Origin of the sequence: Pseudomonas laurylsulfativorans, from assembly GCF_002906155.1 — a bacterium.
In the GTDB taxonomy this organism is placed as follows: domain Bacteria; phylum Pseudomonadota; class Gammaproteobacteria; order Pseudomonadales; family Pseudomonadaceae; genus Aquipseudomonas; species Aquipseudomonas laurylsulfativorans.
This window is the reverse complement of the sequence record NZ_MUJK01000016.1, coordinates 62,583-81,989: the sequence shown is the minus strand read 5'-3', so window position 1 is coordinate 81,989 and position 19,407 is coordinate 62,583. Positions and strand designations below refer to the sequence as shown.

Here is a 19,407-nt window from a genome sequence, read left to right as displayed (position 1 = left end):
CGCAGCGATTGACGGGCATTGATGAAGTTGAATGTGTCACGCCGGATCTGAACGGCGTACCACGGGGCAAAGTGATGACCAGCGAGGGGTTTCTCGACGGTCGACGTTTGCAGCTGGCGCGGGGTGTGCTGCTGCAATGCATCATGGGCGGATATCCGCCGGCACGTTTTTACGGCAGCGATGATGGTGATCTGGCGCTGATCCCGGACCCTGCACAAATTCACCGTCTGCCCTGGAGCCATCCACCGCGGGCCTTCGCCATTTGTGACGCGGATGAACTGGGCACGACTACCAGTTCCAATCTGTCGACCCGTGGCCAGCTCAAGGCGGTAATCGCCCGTTACGCAGCTCGCGGCCTGGCACCAGTGGTGGCAACTGAGCTCGAGTTTTTTGTCTTCGCCCCCAATACCGACCCGACTCAGGCGTTCCAGCCACCACTGGGGCTGGACGGTCGTCGCGAGGACGGTCAGTCGGCGTTCAGCGTCAGCTCCAACAATGGGCTGCGCCCCTTCTTCAATGAGGTCTACGAGTGCATGGCGGCCTTGGGGCTGCCGCGCGATACGTTCATGCACGAAATGGGCGTGAGTCAGTTCGAGATCAATCTGCTGCATGGTGATCCGCTGTTGCTGGCCGACCAGACGTTCCTGTTCAAGCACTTGCTCAAGGAAGTTGCCCTCAAGCACGGCCTGAGCGTGGTGTGCATGGCCAAGCCGCTGGCGCATACGCCGGGCAGTTCGATGCACATCCACCAAAGTGTCATCGAAATTGATTCCGGGCGTAACGTGTTCAGCGATGAGGCGGGGCAGGAGACGGCCACCTTCCGCCACTTCATTGCCGGTCAGCAAGCTTGCATGGCCGATTTCACCGCGTTGTTTGCGCCGAACGTGAACTCCTATCAGCGCTTGTGCCACCCATACGCCTCGCCGAATAATGCCTGCTGGTCCCACGACAACCGGGCGGCCGGCCTGCGTATTCCGGCCAGTTTGCCGGTGGCCCGTCGGGTCGAGAACCGTTTGCCTGGAGCCGATGCCAACCCGTATCTGGCGATTGCCGCGAGCCTCGCGGCAGGCTTGCATGGCATCGAGAACGCACTGGAACCGAGCGCGCCGATCCAGGGTGAGTTCGAAGTGCCGGACAATCTTTCGTTGCCGTGTACCTTGCATGCGGCACTTGAGCGTCTGAAACGTAGCCAGTTGGCCAAGGAACTGTTCGGCGCGGAATTCATCGAAGGCTACATCGCTTCGAAGACCCTGGAACTGACCAGCTTCTACGATGAAATTACTCCCTGGGAACGGCGTGTTTTAGCAGCCCAGGCCTGACGATCCGTCGACATCCGGCTATCGTTTAGCGATAGCCGATTCTCACTGCAAGGAGCCGCTCGGAACGCCGATGCGCCAAATCTGGAAATCCTTTCGAGCGCTGTATTTCGCCTCGCTGATGATGTTGATCGGCTCGGGCCTGTTGAGTACCTACCTGGGCCTGCGCCTGGCAGCCGACCATGTCGACAGCCTGTGGGTCGGTGCGTTGATGGCCGCCAACTACTTCGGCCTGGTGCTGGGAGGCAAGATCGGTCACCGGTTGATTGCCCGGGTCGGGCATATCCGGGCCTACTCGGCCTGTGCCGGGATCGTCGGCGCGGCGGTGTTGGGGCATGGCCTGATCGATTGGCTGCCGGCCTGGCTATTCCTGCGGGTGATCGTCGGTCTTGGCATGATGTGCCAGTACATGGTGATCGAGAGCTGGCTGAACGAACAGGCCGAGGCCAAACAGCGCGGGTTGGTGTTCAGCGGTTACATGATCGCTTCTTACCTGGGCCTGGTGATGGGGCAACTGATTCTGGTCATGCACCCGGCGCTGGGGCTGGAACTTCTGATGCTGGTCGCCCTGTGTTTTGCCCTGTGCCTGGTACCGGTGGCGTTGACCCGACGGATCCACCCGGCGCCCTTGCATCCGGCCCCCATGGAACCCCGGTTCTTTATCAAGCGCGTGCCACAGTCATTGAGTACGGTGCTCGGGGCGGGCCTGATCGTCGGTTCGTTCTATGGTCTGGCGCCGCTGTATGCCTCGCAACAAGGGTTATCCACGGAGCAGGTCGGTCTGTTCATGGGTAGCTGCATTTTTGCCGGGTTGCTGGTGCAGTGGCCGTTGGGCTGGCTGTCCGACCGCTACGATCGGGCTGTGTTGATCCGCAGTTTTGCTTTCAGCCTGGCCCTCGCTGCACTGCCGCTGGCGATCATGCCGCAGGTGCCGTTGGAGGTGCTGTTTATCGCCGGGTTTATTTGTTCGCTGGTGCAGTTCTGCCTGTACCCGTTGGCGGTGGCGTTCTCCAACGACCACGTCGAAGGCGATCGCCGGGTGTCCCTGACGGCGATGTTGCTGGTGACCTACGGTGTTGGTGCGAGTATCGGACCGCTGGTTGCTGGTGTGCTGATGAAGCTGTTCGGCAGCCAGATGCTTTATGCCTTCTTCAGTTTCTTTGCGTTGGTGCTGGTGTGGCGGATTCGCCCGAAAGCCGTGACCAACCTGCATCAGGTGGAAGATGCGCCGCTGCATCACGTGGCCATGCCGGACAACATGACGAGTTCACCGCTGGTGGCCTGCCTCGATCCGCGTGTTGATGAGCAGGTGGTGCAGGATCAGATGCAAAATCCGGTGAGTACCGGGTCAGAGCCTGAATCAGAGCCTGAGGCTGATGTAACCAAAGCTGAAACCGATCAGCCACCGCAAGACCCTGATACAGGGCGAGACCCTAACTTCAGCGAGGCCAGGCCTTAAATCAGGACATAAAAAACGGGCAGTCACCGCAAGGGACTGCCCGTTTTTTGTTGAAGCGCTCTATCAGAGATCGTCTTTGTCGAACCGACGCGCTTCGCGTTGCAACTGGTAGACGAAGCGCTCGACCTGGCGCTGCACCAGCCCGCTCATATTGTGGAAGCGAACGCCGGCGAAGGTGGTGGAGATCTTTTCTTCGAAGTGCAGATAACGCAACTCGACCGGAGCGGTCATCTTGCCAAAGGGCAGGTCGGCGTTGAAGCGGTCGTATACCTGGCCGAGTTGCAGGCTGCCGGTGATGTCGCCGTCGAAACGCAATTTGCACCCGGTAGCGGAAATATCCAGCAGCTTGCCGCTGATGGGCGCCTTGAGCTTTTCGCCGTCGAGATTGACGTTGACCAGTTGTGCCAGCTTCAACGCCGCGCGGAACGCATTGCGGCGCTGGTGGTACGACACTTCATCGGGCAGAGTGCCGCGATAGCAGCGGCTGCCGCCGGATTCGTCGATGGTCAATTGGCCGTTGCTTTCCCAGGCGATCCGCACGCCTTCGTGGAAGCCTTCGACCCTGTATGGTTCGCCCGCCATCAGGTAGCGTTCGCCATCGCGGGGGATCATTTCGTCCAGGGCTATCATGTTGCTTTCACGGTCCAGGTCCACCAGATAGCTCTGGAAGCGCTGGCTGCGCTCGTGGAACGTGATGATCAGCGGGTCATGGCTTTCGAGCAGCTGGCGCAGGTTGCTGGAGATTTCCAAGGGCGTGGAGAGCACCTTGGGTGACTGCGGAGCATCATCCACGGATAAGGCATTGGACACGGTTAATCAATCTCCAGACAAATTTTGACTACGGCTGGCCAGCATTTTGCCAGCATCTTTCGCGTCTTGGATAGAGCGGGCTCATCGAGCGGCCTAAGCCTGACTGAGCGGCCGCGGCTTAGCAAGCTTGGAGAATGTTCCGCTGGCATCGTAAAGCGCCGGGGTTTCACCGCCGGTGAGGATTCTCAGCTGGGTAGCCGTAGCGGCCTGCTGAGTGAGAATCGACTGACCGTTGTTGCCGTTGATGGCCTGGCACTGGGCCAAGAGATCGGACAGCACGTCACTTTGCGCCAGCAGCTGGTCGCCAATGTTCGACTGGCTGGCCAATTGCTCAAGACCGCCACGGTTGGTCGGCAGATTGAGACTGGCGAGAATTTCACTGCGCTTGCGGCCATGCTGTTCGAGCAAAACGACCAATGCCTGTTTCTGCGCCAGGATGTCCTCGAGCAATGGCATGTCGCGGCCATGCAATGCGAGAGATTCGGTCTGCAGTAATTCCAGCAAGTGTTGCGCTGGAGCAAAGTCGTCGGTGATCAGTTGCAGTAAGTTAGTGTCGTGCATGGCTGGCCTTGGGTTTTAAGCGTCCAAAAGCCTGGCGCCGGCGGTGGCCTAGCGCTGGGCTTCGAAGTTGAGCAGTTTGCTGGCTACACGGTTGCTGTCGACTTTATAGCTGCCATCGGCAATCGCTGCTTTCAACTCGGCCACGCGGGCTTTGTCGACGGCAGGCTGATCGCGCAGCGTGTCAGTGACCTTCTGCAACTGCTGGGCCTCATTGCTCAGATGTACCGATTCCCCGCTTTTGACGGTACCGACCTGTTCGGCCGCAGGCTCCAGCGGCGCGGACTTGCCGGTTTCGGCGCTGTCCTTGCTGGCGTTGGTACGTGTACTACCCGTAAGGGACGAGGAGCTGTTCAAACGGCTGAAATCGATGACCATGATAAAAAACCTCTGGGAATTTGGACGCTTGCCATGGTTTCGGCCATTCCCTGGAAAACTTTAGGCTCATTTATCAATGAGCCTCGCGCGCGTCAGCGCTTGCCCTGCATGGAGCACAGTCTAGGGAACAGCCGCGGCAAGCGCCACATTCTGATGAACAGAGAGCCTTACATGGACACTTCCACCTGCCCTGGCGCTATGACCTGCGCCTTGATGACCCGTTGGGAGTTGAGGTTTTTCACCCGGATCTGTTCGCTCAGGCTGCCGTTTGACAGGGCTTCGCCCGGCATTCGGACGCTGAGCGTACCGCTGCGGGCGGTAATCACCACCTGATCACCCTTGCGGATGACCTCGGCCTGTTCGATATGCACCAGGGTAATCACCTGGTCGGTGACCATTGGTCGGGTCAGTCGCTGCCCGATCGCCTGGTCGAGGGAGGTCAGGTAGCCCTGGCTGATCAGGCTGATATCGCGCTCGCGCAGCACCACATCCCCAGGCTCGACAATGGCGGCGCGGCGCAGTGGCCGGGCGGTGCTCACGACATCGCGAAACAGGCGGACTTGAGCGGGTACGAACACGGTCCAGGGGGCGGCGCCCTCGCAGCGGACCTTCACGGTGACGCGTCCAATCGGCTTGGGACTCTCAAGCGTTGCTGTCAATTCCTTGTCGCACATGGGCATGTGCATGCGCGGATCCAGTTGATTGACCTCGATCTCGTATCGACCTTCCGTTTGACTGGTAGCCAGATAGTCTTCTACGGTGAATTCAAGAAAGCCCTGAGTGACGCCGATAAGCATGTCAGGCAAGGTAACCGCGTCAGCAAGGGCAGGGCTGCCAGTGTTGAACAGGCAAACGGCCGCCAGCACACCGAGGAATTTGCGGTAGGGTGTGGTCAGGCGTCGAAAAAATGTCGGTTCTGTGTTCATAACGATTAAAAAAGCAAGCGCCGTGCCGTTTAGTGATGAAGGTGCGTCGCAACAACACTTGGCGTTAGGAGTCTGGGCATGGCTGGTGTAATGGATTCAGTAAACCAGCGCACGCAACTGGTGGGGCAGAATCGCCTTGAGCTGTTGTTGTTCCGTCTCGACGGTCAGCAGCTGTACGGGATCAACGTCTTCAAGGTTCGGGAGGTGCTGCAATGCCCCAAACTGACGCTGATGCCCAAGTCCAGTCCTGTCGTGTGCGGCGTGGCGAACATCCGGGGGGCGACCATTCCGATCCTTGATCTGGCGATGGCGACTGGCTCAGGTGCTTTGAAGGACAAGAACAACCCCTTCGTGATCATCACGGAGTACAACACCAAGACCCAGGGTTTCCTGGTCCGCTCGGTGGAACGCATCGTCAACATGAACTGGGAGGAGATCCATCCGCCACCCAAGGGCACCGGACGCGATCACTACCTGACGGCAGTGACGCGGGTCGACAATCAGTTGGTCGAAATCATTGACGTCGAGAAGGTGCTGGCGGAAGTGGCGCCGACGCCGGAAGCGATTTCCGCTGGCGTGGTGGATGTCGAAACCCAGCACAAGGCGCTTTCGTTGCGTGTGCTGACGGTCGATGACTCGTCGGTGGCGCGCAAGCAGGTCACGCGCTGCCTGCAAACGGTCGGCGTCGAAGTGGTGGCGTTGAACGACGGTCGGCAAGCGCTGGACTACCTGCGCAAACTGGTCGACGAGGGCAAGAAGCCGGAAGAAGAGTTCCTGATGATGATCTCCGACATCGAGATGCCGGAGATGGACGGGTACACCCTGACGGCGGAAATCCGCAACGACCCGCGCATGCAAAAGCTTCATATCATCCTGCATACTTCGTTGTCGGGGGTATTCAATCAGGCGATGGTCAAGAAGGTCGGTGCCGATGACTTCCTGGCCAAATTCCGTCCTGATGACCTGGCATCCCGGGTAGTCGACCGGATCAAAGCAGCAGATATCAGCTAGGGGCCTGCGCCCCTGGCAGTCAACACGATTTAAGAGGCGGCATCATTGTCTACGGGTAATTTGGATTTCGAACAGTTCCGGGTATTCCTGGAAAAAGCCTGTGGCATTTTGCTCGGTGAAAACAAGCAGTACCTGGTCTCCAGCCGTCTCAACAAACTGATGGAACAGCAAGGCATCAAGTCTTTGGGTGAGCTGGTTCAGCGCATGCAGACCCAGCCGCGTAGCGGTTTGCGCGAGCAGGTGGTGGATGCCATGACCACCAACGAAACCCTGTGGTTTCGTGATACCTACCCGTTTGAAGTCTTGAAGAACAAGGTACTGCCCGAAGCGATCAAGGCCAGTCCCGGCCAGCGCCTGCGCATCTGGTCGGCGGCGTGCTCGTCGGGCCAGGAACCCTATTCGCTGTCGATGTCCATCGATGAGTTCGAGCGGGTCAACATGGGCCAGTTGAGGATGGGCGTGCAGATCGTTGCCACCGACCTGTCCGGCACCATGCTGAACAACTGCAAGACCGGCGAGTACGACAGCCTGGCCATCGGCCGCGGCCTGTCGCCCGAGCGCCTGCAGCGTTATTTCGATCCGAAAGGGCCGGGGCGCTGGGCGATCAAGGCGCCGATCAAGAGCCGGGTGGAATTTCGCTCGTTCAACCTGCTGGACAGCTACGCGAGCCTTGGCAAGTTCGACATCGTGTTCTGCCGCAACGTGTTGATCTACTTCTCCGCCGAGGTGAAGAAGGACATCCTGTTGCGTATCCACAGTACGTTGAAGCCGGGTGGTTACCTGTTCCTCGGTGCATCCGAAGCACTGAACGGCTTGCCGGATCATTACCAGATGGTCCAGTGCAGCCCGGGAATCATTTACCAGGCGAAGTGATTTTTGCTGGTGTCATCGAAAACGGGAGTCCTTTGGGGCTCCCGTTTTTTATGCCTGATGATTTTTTGCAAACACTGCTGGCTCCCACAGGAGAATGTGGTGGTCTTGCAAGTGGGGACAAGCGGCAGAAAAGCGGCAGGCGGCGGAAAACCGTTGCCGCTTTTCTGGCATTGCCGCGTTGCCGTGGTCGGCAAAGCCCCGGTTTACGGGCTTTTTCGAGTTGGCATGGGGCTTGCAAAGTTGATCCTACGAAAAATCAGGTCACCCGAAGGTTTCCCGACATGAGCATCAGCTTCGATAAAGCGCTCGGTATCCACGAACAAGCCCTGGGCTTCCGCGCCCAGCGTGCCGAAGTCCTGGCCAACAACATCGCCAACGCCGATACCCCGAACTACAAGGCTCGGGATCTGGATTTCTCGAAAGTGCTCGCCGAGCAGAACGAGAAAACCAAAAGCGGCACCTTCGCCTTGAACATGACCAACAGCCGTCATATCGAAGCTGAAGGCCTGGGCAATGGCGACGAGTCGTTGCTGTATCGCACGCCGATGCAACCGTCGATCGACCAGAACACCGTGGACGCTCAGCTGGAGCAGTCGAACTACGCGCAAAACGCGATCGGCTTCCAGGCCAGCTTCACCCTGCTCAACAGTAAATTCAAAGGGCTGGTATCAGCCCTGCGCGGAGAGTAAGCCATGTCTCTATCCAGTGTTTTCAACATTGCCGGTAGCGGCATGAGTGCGCAGACCACGCGTTTGAACACCGTCGCTTCGAACATCGCCAACGCCGAGACGGTCTCGTCGAGCATCGATCAGACCTACCGCGCGCGTCACCCGGTATTCGCCACCATGTTCCAGGGCGGCCAGAGCGGCGGCAGCGATTCGTTGTTCCAGAGCCAGGACGCCGCCGGTCAGGGCGTGCAGGTGCTGGGCGTGGTCGAAGACCAGAGCAACCTTGAGGCGCGCTACGAGCCGAACCATCCGGCGGCCGATGCCAAGGGCTATGTCTACTACCCGAACGTCAACGTGGTTGAAGAAATGGCTGACATGATTTCCGCGAGCCGTTCGTTCCAGACCAACGCCGAAATGATGAACACCGCCAAAACCATGATGCAAAAGGTTCTGACCCTCGGTCAGTGATAAGGGGCGACTCAGATGAGTGTTACCGATTCCACCAGTGGTTTGAGCCTCAACGACATCCTGGCCAACTCCTCGATCAAGACCAACACCACCACTGACGGCCTCGCGTCGGCAGCCGGCAGCGCCTCGGGCAACAAAGCCCTGGGCAAGGATGCGTTCCTGCAGCTGCTCGTGACCCAGCTGAAAAACCAGAACCCGCTGGAGCCTCAGGACAACGGTGCGTTCGTGGCCCAGCTGGCGCAGTTCAGCAGCCTGGAAGGCATTACCACGCTCAACGACACCGTGAGCGGCCTGGCCAGTAACTACAACTCGTCCCAGGCCTTGCAGGCGTCGTCGCTGGTGGGCCGTTCGGTCATCGCGCCGGGTGACAAGGCCGTGGTCGATACCACCAAGAGCCTCAGCGGCACGGTGGTGGTTCCGTCTTCGGTGGCGTCCGCCACCCTGAAGATCACCGATTCAACCGGCAAGACCGTGCGCACCATTGACCTCGGTTCGCAGAACGCCGGCAACGCCAGTTTCATCTGGGACGGCAAGAACGATGCGGGTGAGACGGTACCTGCCGGCACCTACACCTTCGGCGCCACGACCACGATCGATGACAAATCCGTCGCGTTGATCACCAACCTGCCCGCGACCGTCAACAGCGTGACGATCAGCCAGACCGGTGGTGAGTTGATGCTCAATCTGGCCGGGCTGGGCAGCGTAGCCCTGTCCAAAGTACAAACCATTGGTATGTAAAGCCGACTAACCCGGCATAAAGGAGTGGATGATGTCTTTCAATATCGGCCTTAGCGGTCTCTTTGCAGCCAACAAGCAACTGGACGTTACCGGCAACAACATCGCCAACGTCGCGACCACCGGTTTCAAGTCGTCCCGTGCAGAATTCGAAGACGTGTATTCGGCGACCCGCCTGGGTACCGGCAGCAAGACCATCGGCAACGGCGTGCGCCTGGCCAACGTTTCCCAGCAGTTCCGCCAGGGTGACGTGAACAACACCGGCAACGTGCTCGATATGGGTATCCAGGGCAACGGTTTCTTTGTCCTGAGCAACAGCGGTTCGCTGACCTACACCCGTGCCGGTACGTTCAAGACCGACAAGGACGGCTACGTCACCAACAGCGACGGTACTTCCCGTCTGCAAGGTTACGGTGTGGATTCCAACGGCAAGATCGTCAACGGTGTGTTGACCGACCTGCGGATCGACACCTCCAACCTGGCACCGAAGTCCACCAGCAGCGTGTCGTCGACGATCAACCTGAATTCCACGGCGCCGGTGATCGACCAGACGGTTGCGGCCAACAAGTTCGATCCGTCCAAGACCGAGACCTTCAGCAAGTCGTTCAGTACCCCGATCTTCGATACTCAGGGTAACCAGCACACCATGGATCAATACATGGTCAAGACTGGCGCGAACACCTGGGACACCTACACGCTGATCGATGGTCGCAACCCCGATGGCAGTGATCCTACCGTTACCGCTCCGGTTGCTTCGACCATGTCGTTCGACTCCACCGGCAAACTGACTTCGGTCAGCACACCCGTGTCGCCGCCAACCACGCCACCGACTTCGGTGATCAGCAGTGACCTGAAGATCACCAACTGGACCCCGGGCAGTGTCACCAATGGCGTCTGGACAGCCAACGGCGCGTCAGCCGATCCGGCTGGATTGACCATCGCCATGTCCAACACGACCCAGTTCAACGCCGACACCGCACGTTCGATTCCATCGCAGAACGGTTATGCCACTGGCCAGATCACCAACCTGACCATCGACGGCAGCGGTTTGCTGCTGGCCAACTTCAGCAACAACCAGACCAAGCCGATCGGCCAGATTTCCCTGGCCAGCTTCACCAACGAGCAAGGCCTGCAGCCGGTAGGCGGCACAGGCTGGAGAGAAACCTACACATCGGGCATCCCGGGCTACGATGTACCGGAGACTGGCACCCTGGGTTCGATCGTTTCCAACTCTCTGGAAGAGTCCAACGTCAACCTGACCAACGAACTGGTCGACTTGATCAAGGCGCAGAGCAACTACCAGGCGAACGCCAAGACCATCTCCACTCAGAGCACGATCATGCAGACCATCATTCAGATGGCTTGATGCTGGAAAGTGCTGCACAAAAAAAGCCCCTCGAGAGAGGGGCTTTTTTTGTGCTCGTGAAACCTGTAGGTGTAGGAGCGAGCTTGCTCGCGATGGTCGTCAACGATAACGCGTGTTGTCTGAAAACACGCGGCGGCCTCAAGACCATCGCGAGCAAGCTCGCTCCTACAGGCTCAGCTTATTGGCAAGCTTCGCAATCCGGCTCGTCGATGGCGCAAGCCTTCGGCACTGGAGCAGGGCCGGCAGGCGCTGCCAGGACCGAATCTTCACCGTGGTTGCCGCCGCTGGAAACAGCGTTCAGCTTGCCGGTGTTGATGGTCGACTTCTCGGTGCTGGTCGCGGCCAGGGCACGGAGGTAGTAAGTGGTTTTCAGGCCACGGTACCAAGCCATGCGGTAGGTCACGTCCAGCTTCTTGCCCGAGGCGCCGGCGATGTACAGGTTCAGCGACTGAGCCTGGTCGATCCACTTCTGGCGACGGCTGGCTGCGTCGACGATCCACTTGGTGTCCACTTCGAACGCGGTCGCGTAGAGCTCTTTGAGTTCTTGCGGGATACGCTCGATCTGCTGCACCGAACCGTCGTAGTACTTCAGGTCGTTGATCATGACCGAGTCCCACAGACCGCGAGCCTTCAGGTCGCGAACCAGGTACGGGTTGATCACGGTGAATTCGCCCGACAGGTTCGATTTCACATAGAGGTTCTGGTAGGTCGGTTCGATCGACTGCGAGACGCCGGTGATGTTGGCGATGGTCGCGGTCGGTGCGATGGCCATGATGTTCGAGTTACGGATGCCTTTCTGTACACGGGCGCGAACCGGTGCCCAGTCCAGGGATTCGTTCAGGTCGACATCGATGTACTTCTGGCCACGGGCTTCGATCAGGATCTGTTGCGAATCCAGCGGCAGGATGCCCTTGGACCACAGCGAACCCTGGAAGGTGTCGTAGGCGCCACGCTCATCGGCCAGGTCGCAGGATGCCTGGATTGCGTAGTAGCTGACCGCTTCCATCGACTTGTCGGCGAACTCGACGGCGGCGTCGGAACCGTAAGGGATGTGCTGCAGGTACAGCGCGTCCTGGAAGCCCATGATGCCCAGGCCGACCGGACGGTGCTTGAAGTTGGAGTTCTTCGCTTGCGGCACCGAGTAGTAGTTGATGTCGATCACGTTATCGAGCATGCGCACGGCGGTGTTCACGGTGCGTTGCAGCTTGGCGGTGTCCAGCTTGCCGTCGACGATGTGGTTCGGCAGGTTGATCGAGCCCAGGTTGCAAACAGCGATCTCGTCCTTGTTGGTGTTCAAGGTGATCTCGGTGCACAGGTTCGAGCTGTGGACCACGCCCACGTGCTGCTGCGGGCTGCGCAGGTTGCACGGGTCCTTGAAGGTCAACCAAGGGTGGCCGGTTTCGAACAGCATGGACAGCATTTTGCGCCACAGGTCTTTGGCCTGGATGGTCTTGAACAGCTTGACCTTGCCCGGGTACTCGGTCAGGGCTTCGTAGTACTCGTAGCGCTCTTCGAAGGCCTTGCCGGTCAGGTCGTGCAGGTCCGGTACTTCGGACGGGGAGAACAGGGTCCACTTGCCGTCATCGAAGACGCGCTTCATGAACAGGTCAGGGATCCAGTTGGCGGTGTTCATGTCGTGGGTACGACGACGGTCATCACCGGTGTTCTTGCGCAGTTCGATGAACTCTTCGATGTCCATGTGCCAGGTTTCCAGGTAGGCACAGACAGCGCCTTTGCGCTTGCCACCCTGGTTAACGGCGACGGCGGTGTCGTTCACTACTTTCAGGAACGGTACGACGCCCTGGGACTTGCCGTTGGTGCCCTTGATGTACGAACCCAGCGCACGAACCGGGGTCCAGTCGTTGCCCAGGCCGCCAGCGAATTTCGACAGCATGGCGTTGTCGTGGATCGCGTGGTAGATGCCCGACAGGTCATCCGGCACGGTGGTCAGGTAGCAGCTCGACAGCTGTGGACGCAGGGTGCCGGCGTTGAACAGGGTCGGAGTCGAAGCCATGTAGTCGAACGAGGACAGCAGGTTGTAGAACTCGATCGCACGGTCTTCTTTCTGCTTCTCTTCGATTGCCAGGCCCATGGCCACGCGCATGAAGAAGATCTGTGGCAGTTCAAAACGCACGCCATCCTTGTGGATGAAGTAACGGTCGTACAGGGTTTGCAGGCCCAGGTAGGTGAATTGCTGGTCGCGCTCGTGGTTGATCGCCTTGCCCAGTTTTTCCAGGTCGAAGGAGGCCAGCACAGGGTTCAGCAGTTCGAACTCGATACCTTTGGCGATGTAGGCCGGCAGCGCCTTGGCGTACAAGTCGGCCATTTCGTGGTGAGTGGCGCTCTCGGCAACGCCGAGGAAACCCAGGCCTTCGCCGCGCAGAGTGTCCATCAGCAGGCGCGCGGTCACGAACGAGTAGTTCGGCTCGCGTTCAACCAGGGTACGGGCAGTCATCACCAGCGCGGTGTTGACGTCGGTCAGAGCCACGCCGTCGTACAGGTTCTTCAGGGTTTCGCGCTGGATCAGGTCGCCGTCGACTTCTTCCAGGCCTTCGCACGCTTCGGTGACGATGGTGTTCAGGCGGCCCATGTCCAGCGGCGCCAGGCTACCGTCGGCACGGGTGATGCGGATCGACGGGTGAGCGTTGACCGCTTCTACGGCCGGTGCGTGGGCAGCGCGTTCTTTCGAACGACCGTCACGGTAGATCACGTAGTCGCGAGCCACTTTCTGCTCGCCGGCACGCATCAGGGCCAGTTCGACCTGGTCCTGGATTTCTTCGATGTGGATGGTGCCGCCCGATGGCATGCGACGCTTGAAGGTCGCGGTGACCTGTTCGGTCAGGCGGGCAACGGTGTCGTGGATTCGCGACGAGGCAGCAGCGGTGCCGCCTTCAACTGCGAGAAACGCTTTGGTGATGGCGACGGTGATTTTGTCATCGGTGTAGGGAACGACAGTGCCGTTACGCTTGATCACGCGCAGTTGGCCAGGCGCGGTGGCGGACAGATCCGAATTCGAATCAGCGGCCTGCGGCAAGGTGCCCTGCGGGTTCTCGCGAGTTGTGTCGGTTTGCATGGGGGGGTGTCTCCACATTCTCTATGTTTGTTTGGGCACCATCACGGTGCCCACCGTTCCGTCCTGAAGCACTACAACCGGCGAGCGCCGGGCATAACAACTTCGGGACAGTAGGAAGGGGGCTTTTTCGGGCGCCGCTTCCATGCCGAAGTCTTTGGTCTCACGCCTTGGGCCTGAAACCGGGGTCCTTTGCAGGTGACAGTTGGGACTGCAACACCCGTACCGTTTTCACCACTCGGGGCCGAAATACAGTAGCCATCCGCATGCGCGGTTTGGTCTTTCGAAAATACGTTTGGTTCAACCGGACAGAGGCAATAAAAGCGCTTGAAATTGGTGTCTGGTTTGTGTTTGGTTTTTCGCGCAAAACCCTATATCTAGGGTTTTTTTAGCGCCGGGCTACAAGATAATGCGTTTTAGGGGGGGATTGCAACGTACTACCTGTGGATAAACCTGTGCGTAAATTGTGTGTGAAAGAGGGAACCGGCGTGTAGGCCGCGACGCTACTGGACCGGACCTTTTTTCAGTGATTTTCTACGATCGAAAACGCTCGATCGGATTTTTAAGGGCGCGAACCCTATCACAAAAAACCGTGTCGTCCGAACGCATTTACCCGCTTGTGTTCTCGACGGGTGGCGTTTATACAATCGGCCCAGCGTGTATACATATTTATCCCCCCGAATCATTACAAAAGGACGGGCGGATCCTTCCTTATTAGTGTTTTTGGCAAGCAGAGGTCACCCGTGGAGCAAGAAGCCTGGCAGGTATTGATTGTGGAGGACGACCAGCGACTGGCCGAACTGACCCGCGATTACCTGGAAGCCAATGGCCTGCGTGTATCGATAGAAGGGGATGGCGCACTCGCTGCGAACCGCATCATCAACGAACAACCGGACCTGGTGATCCTCGACCTGATGCTCCCCGGTGAGGATGGCCTGAGCATTTGCCGCAAGGTTCGTTCCCGCTACGACGGCCCGATCCTGATGCTCACCGCCCGTACCGATGACACTGACCAGATTCTCGGCCTGGACCTGGGCGCTGACGACTACGTCTGCAAGCCGGTACGCCCGCGCCTGCTGCTGGCGCGCATCCAGGCCTTGCTGCGCCGCAGTGAAACACCGGAAGTCGCCCCGGAAAAACAGCGGCGTTTACAGTTCGGTCCGCTGATCGTCGACAACGCCTTGCGCGAAGCTTGGTTGCAGGGCAACGGCATCGAACTGACCAGTGCCGAATTCGACTTGCTCTGGCTATTAGTGGCCAATGCCGGGCGCATTCTGTCCCGGGAAGAGATCTTCACCGCGCTGCGGGGTATCGGTTATGACGGTCAGGATCGCTCCATCGATGTGCGCATCTCGCGCATCCGCCCGAAGATCGGCGATGACCCGGAACATCCACGGCTGATCAAGACCGTGCGCAGCAAAGGCTATCTGTTCGTTCCCGAGGCTTGCGTAGACCAGACCCTGTGAACTCGATCTTCCTGCGTATCTATGGCGGCATGTGCGCCGCGTTGATTCTGGTGGCGGTGCTCGGGGTGCTGGCGTTGCACCTGCTCAATCAGGTGCGCAGCGAGCAATACAGAGAGCGCCTGGCCCACGGCACGTTCTCGCTGATGGCCGACAACCTGCAACCCATGAACCAGACCGAACGCCACCGCGCCTTGCTGGTATGGGAGCGGTTACTGGGTATTCCGCTGGCGCTGAAAACTTTTGCCGAGACTGACCTCGACCTGACCCAGCGCACCCGTGTGTTGCGCGGCCAGGCATTGGTGGAACAGACCGGGCCGCACGCGGCGAAGGTCTACAAGCTGGTCAGCGACAAGGAACAGTTGATGCTCACCGGGGAAGTGCAGCAGATCAGCGAACAACTGGCCCGGGCGACTATCTACCTGTTGACCGATGAACTGGTACGCACCCCGGTCGCCGATCAGCCCTTGCGCCTGGCGCAATTGAAGGAAAACAAAGGTTTCGGCTTCGACCTGCGCCTGGTCACGGTGGACGAAGCCGACATGGACGAAGACCAAAGCCGCCGGGTGTCCGAGGGCGACACCGTGATGGCATTGGGCAAAGGGGGCGATTCGATCCGGGTGTTTGCCGGTATGGTTGGTACGCCGTGGGTCCTGGAAATCGGCCCGTTGTATCAGATGAATCCTTATCCACCGGAGTGGTTGGTGCTGATCGCCGCGCTGGGCCTGACGCTGATCGGATTGATCGTTTACCTATTGGTGCGTCAACTGGAGCGACGCTTGCGTGGCCTGGAAGCCGCCGCCACGCGTATTGCCAAGGGCAGCCTGGAGACCCGCGTACCGGCACGCGGCGCAGACTCGGTTGGACGGTTGGCCTCGGCATTCAACGGCATGGCCGAGCACCTGCAACAGTTGCTGGCGATCCAGCGCGAACTGGTGCGAGCGGTGTCCCACGAATTGCGCACCCCGGTGGCGCGCCTGCGCTTCGGCCTGGAAATGATCGGCTCGGCCACCACACCGCAAGCCCTGGAAAAATACTGCCAGGGCATGGACCACGACATCGAGGACCTCGACCGGCTGGTGGACGAGATGCTGACCTATGCGCGTCTGGAACAGGGTTCGCCAGCGCTGAACTTTCAGCGGATCGATCTGGATGCCTTGGTCAATCAGGTGATTGAAGAGCTGGCGCCGTTGCGCGCCGACGTCACGGTGCAGCGCGGGCTGTGCCTGTCGGCGGCCGATAACGACGACGCCTGGGTCGAGGCCGAACCGCGCTATCTGCATCGGGCGATCCAGAATCTGGTGAGCAATGCCATGCGCCATGCGCAATCACGGGTGACCATCAGCTATCAGGTGGGGCAGCAGCGATGCCGGGTGGATATCGAGGATGACGGGCCCGGTGTGCCGGAGTCGGCGTGGGAGAAGATCTTTACACCGTTTCTGCGACTTGATGACAGCCGCACCCGCGCTTCGGGTGGGCATGGACTGGGGTTGTCGATCGTACGACGCATCATCCATTGGCATGACGGGCGCGCGTTGATCGGCAAGAGCAAGAGCCTGGGTGGGGCGTGCTTCAGCCTGAGCTGGCCGCGCAATCAGGAGAAGCGTTGAGCCTTGTGTTGTCTGTTGCTCGCGATGGGGTCCGAATAGGCGCCAATATACCTCAGGCCCTGATGCTGACCAGACTCAACAACTGCCCATCCTTGACCCCGAACTGCGCATCCAGTTCGGTGCCGTTACGCCATTCGCTGGACAAATCAGTGAGCAGGCGCAAGCGCACCTCGCCCGACTCACGCCACTCCAGCACTTCGGCGTGTTCGAAATAAAAGCGTTTCTCAACGATCGGATAGAGCGCCTTGAACAGGCTTTCCTTGACCGAAAACGTCAGGGTGACCAGCAACGCCAGTTGATCGCGAGGACTGGCCGCCATGCGCTGTAGCTCCGGCGGGTTGAGGATTTCGCCGGCCAGGCGTTCGGCCCGATCGGCATTGAGCAGGTTTTCCAGGTCCATGCCCAGGCCGCGCCAATGGCTTTTGTTCGCCACGATGGCCGCCGCCCGGCCGGTGCTGTGGGTGATCGAGCCAGTGATATGAGCAGGCCAGACCGGTGCCCGGTCTTCACCGATGGCCGGAATGAAGCTCAAGCCTTCGAGCCGCTGTAACGCGGCCCGGGCACACACCCGCCCGGCGAGAAACTCCGCCTGCCGTTTGGTCACCGAGCGCTGGATGCTCGCGGGTACCTCGATGGCACTGCGCTGGAAATCATCGCTGGCCAGTCGGGTGCTATCGAAACGGGTGCTCAACAGGACCGTATCGGGCAGCGCAAATGGCAACGGCCAATGGTCGTCGAGGGGTGTGCAGCAAACGGGCAGGGCGGGGGCGGAGTTCATGTCGGGCATTTTGCCGGGTTGCCTTGGGACTGGGTAGTGGCCGGTAGTTTTTGTGGCGAGGGGGCTTGCCCCCGTTGGGTGGCGAAGCCACCCCAAAACCTGCAATCGCGCTGCGTCAAACAAAGCGCGGTTGCAGGGTTTACGACTGCTTCGCAGCCGAACGGGGGCAAGCCCCCTCGCCACAGATGACAGAGTTATCCAAAGATCTTCTTGAAAAACGCCTGCATGTCCGCCCAGGATTTTTCATCCGCGGCCTTGTTGTAGCCGATGTCCGGCCCGCCATGATCACCATGGCTCAACCGGTCGGCATCCGGATTTGTGAACCCGTGCCTGGCGCCGTCGAGGCTGACGAATTGGTAGTCGGCCCCGGCCTTGTCCATCTCGCTCTTGAAAGCCGTGATGTTTTCCGGAGTGACGATGCTATCCAGCACCCCGTGTTCCACAAGGATCTTCGCTTTGACGCTGCCTGGTGTTGCTGGCGTGTTGGTCGCCAAGGCGCCGTGGAAACTCACCACCCCCGCCAGTGGCACACCCTGGCGCGCGGCATTGAGCACCACGCCACCGCCGAAGCAGTAGCCGATGGCGGCTATTTTGTCCGGATCGGTTTGCGCTTGTTTCTTCAGCAGGTCGAGCCCGGCCTGGAACCTCGCGCTCGACACGGCACTGTCTTTTGCCACGGCTTGCATGAACGCCATGGCGTCTTTGGGGTGTTCGGTATTTTTACCGTCGCCGTACATGTCGATGGCCAAGGCGCTGTAGCCCAGGCCGGCGAGATCCCGGGCGCGACGCTTGGCGTAATCGTTCAGCCCCCAGAACTCATGCACCACCACCACCCCGGGGCGCGGGCCCTTGAGGGTATCGTCGTAGGCGTAGTAGCCGATCATTTTCGTACCGTCGGCACTTTGGTAGGGGATTTCCCGGGTCTGGATGGCGGCCTGGCTGAGCCCGCTCAAAGCCAATAGGAGGGCGGCGAAGAACATGCGCATGGTCGGATCTCCTGTTGAAACGTGTCGAAACATTCGGGAGGGGGCGGTTCAGCCCAGGTTCAGAGTGCGTTCAGGGGGAGTTCAGGGCGCGGTACGTAACCTTGCCCCGTACCCAAAAACAAACGACACATGAGGAACTTCCCAATGACTGGATTCAAAAAACTGCTACTGGCATTCACGGTTCTGGGCGCAAGCACCGCAGCTTTCGCGTCCGACGACAACTTCGCCAGCCTTACTCTTGGACAGACCAGCGATAAGATCAAAAAATCCCACGCTCTGAACGACAACCTCAATCACCCGAACGCCGATGGCGTGATTGGCAAGGACACCACCTGGGGTGTTCGGCTGGGCCAGCAAAACACCAAGGGCCGCTACTACGCCACTTACGACAATGTGTCGGGCTCGCACAACGGCATTAAACTACGTCAGGAAAACCTCCTGGGCAGCTACGATCTGTTCTACCCGGTGGGTGGCAGCACCAAGTTGTTCGGTGGTGCCACGGCCGGCCTGACCAAAATGACTCAGGAGTCGTCAGGCTTCAGCCGCGACAGTGATATCGGCTACGCCATCGGTGGCCAGATGGGTGTGCTGCAACAGGTCTCGCAGAACACGTCGGTTGAACTGGGTTACCGTTACCTGCGCAGCAACGCCAGCACCGAGATGAGTGAGCGCGGTGGCAGCAAGCAGGGTTCACTGGACCTGACCAGCAGCGCCCAGACTTACCTGTCCGCCAACTACGCTTTCTGACAAGCGTTTGCGCCAACGCGATACCTGTAGGAGCGAGCTTGCTCGCGAAAGTGGTGTGTCAGGCAACATCAATGTTGACTGTGCCGCCGTCTTCGCGAGCAAGCTCGCTCCTACAGTGACCATTGCCATGTTAGCTATTGAGGTGCGACGTTGTGCCTCTGGAGATGTTGATTTGCCCGGGAGAG

The 19,407-nt window shown here is 59.5% G+C and carries 18 protein-coding genes; 11 read left to right on the top strand and 7 right to left on the bottom strand.

Features of this window, described 5'->3' with window-relative positions:
• Window positions 1-74 precede the first annotated feature (74 nt).
• A complete protein-coding gene (locus tag B0D71_RS28850; protein ID WP_165798764.1) occupies window positions 75-1,319 on the top strand; it encodes a glutamine synthetase family protein in 1,245 nt (414 codons plus the stop codon).
• Between the two features lie 70 nt (window positions 1,320-1,389).
• Window positions 1,390-2,775, top strand: a complete 1,386-nt coding sequence (locus B0D71_RS28845) for an MFS transporter (protein WP_103397739.1) — start codon at window positions 1,390-1,392, stop codon at window positions 2,773-2,775.
• A gap of 63 nt (window positions 2,776-2,838) precedes the next feature.
• On the opposite strand, the gene B0D71_RS28840 is transcribed toward B0D71_RS28845, so the two are convergent.
• The 4 genes from B0D71_RS28840 to flgA form a co-directional block, all read right to left on the bottom strand.
• Complete coding sequence (locus B0D71_RS28840; RefSeq protein ID WP_103397738.1) at window positions 2,839-3,585, bottom strand: flagellar brake protein; 747 nt, start codon at window positions 3,583-3,585, stop codon at window positions 2,839-2,841.
• 93 nt (window positions 3,586-3,678) lie between these two features.
• Window positions 3,679-4,146 (bottom strand): flagella synthesis protein FlgN, encoded by a 468-nt coding sequence (locus tag B0D71_RS28835; protein ID WP_103397737.1) that lies wholly within the window; start codon window positions 4,144-4,146, stop codon window positions 3,679-3,681.
• 48 nt (window positions 4,147-4,194) lie between these two features.
• Complete coding sequence (gene flgM / locus B0D71_RS28830) at window positions 4,195-4,521, bottom strand: flagellar biosynthesis anti-sigma factor FlgM (protein WP_103397736.1); 327 nt, start codon at window positions 4,519-4,521, stop codon at window positions 4,195-4,197.
• Between the two features lie 167 nt (window positions 4,522-4,688).
• On the bottom strand, window positions 4,689-5,447 hold the full coding sequence (gene flgA / locus B0D71_RS28825) for a flagellar basal body P-ring formation chaperone FlgA (RefSeq protein WP_103397735.1): 759 nt from the start codon (window positions 5,445-5,447) through the stop codon (window positions 4,689-4,691).
• A 78-nt stretch (window positions 5,448-5,525) separates the two neighbouring features.
• Here flgA and B0D71_RS28820 point away from each other — a divergent pair, with 78 nt between their 5' ends.
• The 6 genes from B0D71_RS28820 to flgE all read left to right on the top strand — a co-directional run bounded on the left by B0D71_RS28820 (window position 5,526) and on the right by flgE (window position 10,568).
• Window positions 5,526-6,458: a chemotaxis protein CheV gene (locus B0D71_RS28820; protein WP_103397734.1), complete on the top strand. Its 933-nt coding sequence runs from the start codon at window positions 5,526-5,528 to the stop codon at window positions 6,456-6,458.
• A 45-nt stretch (window positions 6,459-6,503) separates the two neighbouring features.
• Window positions 6,504-7,331 (top strand): protein-glutamate O-methyltransferase CheR, encoded by an 828-nt coding sequence (cheR, locus tag B0D71_RS28815; protein ID WP_007980127.1) that lies wholly within the window; start codon window positions 6,504-6,506, stop codon window positions 7,329-7,331.
• 281 nt (window positions 7,332-7,612) lie between these two features.
• On the top strand, window positions 7,613-8,020 hold the full coding sequence (gene flgB, locus B0D71_RS28810) for a flagellar basal body rod protein FlgB (protein WP_103397733.1): 408 nt from the start codon (window positions 7,613-7,615) through the stop codon (window positions 8,018-8,020).
• A gap of 3 nt (window positions 8,021-8,023) precedes the next feature.
• Complete coding sequence (flgC, locus tag B0D71_RS28805; RefSeq protein WP_007980123.1) at window positions 8,024-8,467, top strand: flagellar basal body rod protein FlgC; 444 nt, start codon at window positions 8,024-8,026, stop codon at window positions 8,465-8,467.
• 15 nt (window positions 8,468-8,482) lie between these two features.
• The gene (gene flgD, locus B0D71_RS28800; protein ID WP_103397732.1) at window positions 8,483-9,205 is read left to right on the top strand and encodes a flagellar hook assembly protein FlgD; all 723 of its coding nucleotides are present in this window, start codon (window positions 8,483-8,485) and stop codon (window positions 9,203-9,205) included.
• A gap of 31 nt (window positions 9,206-9,236) precedes the next feature.
• Window positions 9,237-10,568, top strand: a complete 1,332-nt coding sequence (gene flgE / locus B0D71_RS28795) for a flagellar hook protein FlgE (protein WP_103397731.1) — start codon at window positions 9,237-9,239, stop codon at window positions 10,566-10,568.
• 178 nt (window positions 10,569-10,746) lie between these two features.
• On the opposite strand, the gene B0D71_RS28785 is transcribed toward flgE, so the two are convergent.
• On the bottom strand, window positions 10,747-13,641 hold the full coding sequence (locus B0D71_RS28785; protein WP_103397730.1) for a ribonucleoside-diphosphate reductase subunit alpha: 2,895 nt from the start codon (window positions 13,639-13,641) through the stop codon (window positions 10,747-10,749).
• 740 nt (window positions 13,642-14,381) lie between these two features.
• Here B0D71_RS28785 and B0D71_RS28780 point away from each other — a divergent pair.
• Window positions 14,382-15,104: a winged helix-turn-helix domain-containing protein gene (locus B0D71_RS28780; RefSeq protein ID WP_103397729.1), complete on the top strand. Its 723-nt coding sequence runs from the start codon at window positions 14,382-14,384 to the stop codon at window positions 15,102-15,104.
• Entirely contained in the window at window positions 15,101-16,711 is a 1,611-nt protein-coding gene (locus B0D71_RS28775; RefSeq protein ID WP_103397728.1) for an ATP-binding protein, read from the top strand. The genes B0D71_RS28780 and B0D71_RS28775 overlap by 4 nt, the downstream gene beginning before the upstream one ends.
• A gap of 52 nt (window positions 16,712-16,763) precedes the next feature.
• On the opposite strand, the gene B0D71_RS28770 is transcribed toward B0D71_RS28775, so the two are convergent.
• Both B0D71_RS28770 and B0D71_RS28760 read right to left on the bottom strand, forming a co-directional pair.
• Complete coding sequence (locus tag B0D71_RS28770; RefSeq protein ID WP_205886072.1) at window positions 16,764-17,489, bottom strand: 4'-phosphopantetheinyl transferase family protein; 726 nt, start codon at window positions 17,487-17,489, stop codon at window positions 16,764-16,766.
• A gap of 194 nt (window positions 17,490-17,683) precedes the next feature.
• Window positions 17,684-18,475, bottom strand: a complete 792-nt coding sequence (locus B0D71_RS28760) for a dienelactone hydrolase family protein (RefSeq protein ID WP_103397726.1) — start codon at window positions 18,473-18,475, stop codon at window positions 17,684-17,686.
• 144 nt (window positions 18,476-18,619) lie between these two features.
• Here B0D71_RS28760 and B0D71_RS28755 point away from each other — a divergent pair, with 144 nt between their 5' ends.
• The gene (locus B0D71_RS28755; protein WP_103397725.1) at window positions 18,620-19,222 is read left to right on the top strand and encodes a hypothetical protein; all 603 of its coding nucleotides are present in this window, start codon (window positions 18,620-18,622) and stop codon (window positions 19,220-19,222) included.
• Window positions 19,223-19,407 lie beyond the last annotated feature (185 nt).

What these genes read in the sequence shown, in the direction of transcription:
- B0D71_RS28820 (WP_103397734.1), top strand. Translation starts at nt 5,526, where the DNA reads ATGGCTGGTGTAATGGATTCAGTAAACCAGCGCACGCAACTGGTGGGG.
- flgC (WP_007980123.1), top strand. Translation starts at nt 8,024, where the DNA reads ATGTCTCTATCCAGTGTTTTCAACATTGCCGGTAGCGGCATGAGTGCG.
- B0D71_RS28785 (WP_103397730.1), bottom strand. Translation starts at nt 13,641, where the DNA reads ATGCAAACCGACACAACTCGCGAGAACCCGCAGGGCACCTTGCCGCAG.
- B0D71_RS28770 (WP_205886072.1), bottom strand. Translation starts at nt 17,489, where the DNA reads ATGAACTCCGCCCCCGCCCTGCCCGTTTGCTGCACACCCCTCGACGAC.
- B0D71_RS28760 (WP_103397726.1), bottom strand. Translation starts at nt 18,475, where the DNA reads ATGCGCATGTTCTTCGCCGCCCTCCTATTGGCTTTGAGCGGGCTCAGC.
- B0D71_RS28850 (WP_165798764.1), top strand. Translation starts at nt 75, where the DNA reads ATGACCAGCGAGGGGTTTCTCGACGGTCGACGTTTGCAGCTGGCGCGG.
- B0D71_RS28845 (WP_103397739.1), top strand. Translation starts at nt 1,390, where the DNA reads ATGCGCCAAATCTGGAAATCCTTTCGAGCGCTGTATTTCGCCTCGCTG.
- B0D71_RS28835 (WP_103397737.1), bottom strand. Translation starts at nt 4,146, where the DNA reads ATGCACGACACTAACTTACTGCAACTGATCACCGACGACTTTGCTCCA.
- flgE (WP_103397731.1), top strand. Translation starts at nt 9,237, where the DNA reads ATGTCTTTCAATATCGGCCTTAGCGGTCTCTTTGCAGCCAACAAGCAA.
- flgB (WP_103397733.1), top strand. Translation starts at nt 7,613, where the DNA reads ATGAGCATCAGCTTCGATAAAGCGCTCGGTATCCACGAACAAGCCCTG.
- flgD (WP_103397732.1), top strand. Translation starts at nt 8,483, where the DNA reads ATGAGTGTTACCGATTCCACCAGTGGTTTGAGCCTCAACGACATCCTG.
- flgM (WP_103397736.1), bottom strand. Translation starts at nt 4,521, where the DNA reads ATGGTCATCGATTTCAGCCGTTTGAACAGCTCCTCGTCCCTTACGGGT.
- flgA (WP_103397735.1), bottom strand. Translation starts at nt 5,447, where the DNA reads ATGAACACAGAACCGACATTTTTTCGACGCCTGACCACACCCTACCGC.
- B0D71_RS28755 (WP_103397725.1), top strand. Translation starts at nt 18,620, where the DNA reads ATGACTGGATTCAAAAAACTGCTACTGGCATTCACGGTTCTGGGCGCA.